The organism is Tolypothrix sp. VBCCA 56010, assembly GCF_050875635.1.
Classification (GTDB): domain Bacteria; phylum Cyanobacteriota; class Cyanobacteriia; order Cyanobacteriales; family Nostocaceae; genus Hassallia.
The window spans coordinates 1-1,577 of the sequence record NZ_JBPAOH010000335.1; the positions used below are offsets into that span (position 1 = coordinate 1).

At 42.4% G+C, this 1,577-nt stretch carries 1 protein-coding gene; it reads left to right on the forward strand.

Features of this window, described 5'->3' with window-relative positions; genetic code table 11:
* The coding region (locus AABK37_RS41270) for a group II intron reverse transcriptase/maturase (RefSeq protein ID WP_432557159.1) at positions 1–1,491 on the forward strand (1,491 nt) is incomplete at its 5' end.
* Between the last annotated feature and the right edge of the window lie 86 nt (positions 1,492–1,577).

The window sequence follows — 1,577 nt, forward strand, 5'->3', positions numbered from 1 at the left end:
ACTAGTGAATCTTGGAAAAATTTAACGTGGAAGAAATATCGCCGCGAATTATTCCGCCTACAAAAGCGATTGTTTAAAGCAGTTCAAGCCAAAGACATGCAGAAAGCGCGGTCTTTGCAGAAGCTGATTCTGAAATCCCGAGCAGCGAGATTACTGGCAATTCGTCAAGTAACTCAGCTAAACTCTGGTAAAAAGACTGCGGGTATTGATGGCAAAGTGTCCCTCAACATTGAAGAACGCTTCGCACTTGAGGAACTCCTCAAGAACCAATATTACAATTGGCATCATAACAAATTACGCGAGATTCCCATACCAAAAAAGGATGGAAAAACTCGAATCCTCAAAGTCCCCACTATTGCAGATAGAGCATGGCAAGCTATCGCAAAATATGCACTAGAACCAGCACATGAAGCAACTTTCCACGAAAAGAGCTATGGTTTTAGACCTGGTAGAAGTGCACATGACGCGCAGAAAATCTTGTTCAATAACCTCCGCTCTTTCTGTAACGGAATAGATAAACGAGTCATAGAACTTGATATTGAAAAATGCTTTGACAGGATTTGTCACACAACTATCATGGATAACCTGATAGCACCGAAAGGGCTGAAAATCGGTATCTTCCGATGTCTCAAAGCAGGAATACACCCCGAATTTCCCGAACAAGGAACCCCCCAAGGTGGTGTTGTAAGTCCATTACTAGCTAACATTGCACTCAATGGAGTTGAGGAAATACACCAATCAGTTAGATATGCTGACGATATGGTAATTATACTCAAACCCAACGACAACGCGAAAGAGATACTTGAGAAAATCAGCCAGTTCCTCGCAGATAGAGGGATGAATATCAGTGAAAGAAAGACCAAGATTACTGCATCGACAGATGGATTTGATTTCCTTGGCTGGCACTTCAAAGTGCAAAGTAACGGAAAATTTAGATGTGTCCCTTCCGTGGATAACTTCAAAGCATTCCGTAAGAAAGTAAAAGCCATCGTCAATTGCTCGAACTATGGTTCTAAAGTAAAAGCCGAAAAGCTGGCACCACTGGTTAGAGGGTGGAGGAATTACCATAAATTCTGCAAGATGGATGGAACAAGGTTTTCACTTTGGCACATCAGTAACAGAACATTTAAGGTATTCAATAAGGAAACCAAGAATGACCGATACTCAAGTAAAACCTTGATTAAGAAAGCATTTCCTGTAGTCCCTTACTCCGAAAACAAACACGTCAACGTTAAAGGAAATAAATCACCCTTTGATGGAGACATTACCTATTGGAGCGAACGAAATAGCAAGCTCTACGACGGTGAAACCTCTAAAGCTTTAAAAAGGCAAAACCATGCATGTGGTCATTGTAGGTTAAAGATGCTCAGTTCAGAACGAGTACACTTACACCACATCGACGGCAATCATAACAACTGGAAAACTAAAAACCTTCTAGCGGTACATGAAAGCTGTCACGACTATATCCACATGAGCAAGGGGAAACCCTAGAATATCGGGAGCCGAGTGCGGTGAAAGTCGCACGCTCGGATCTAACAGAGAGGTGCGCGGGATAATACCCGCCATCGACTCTACCA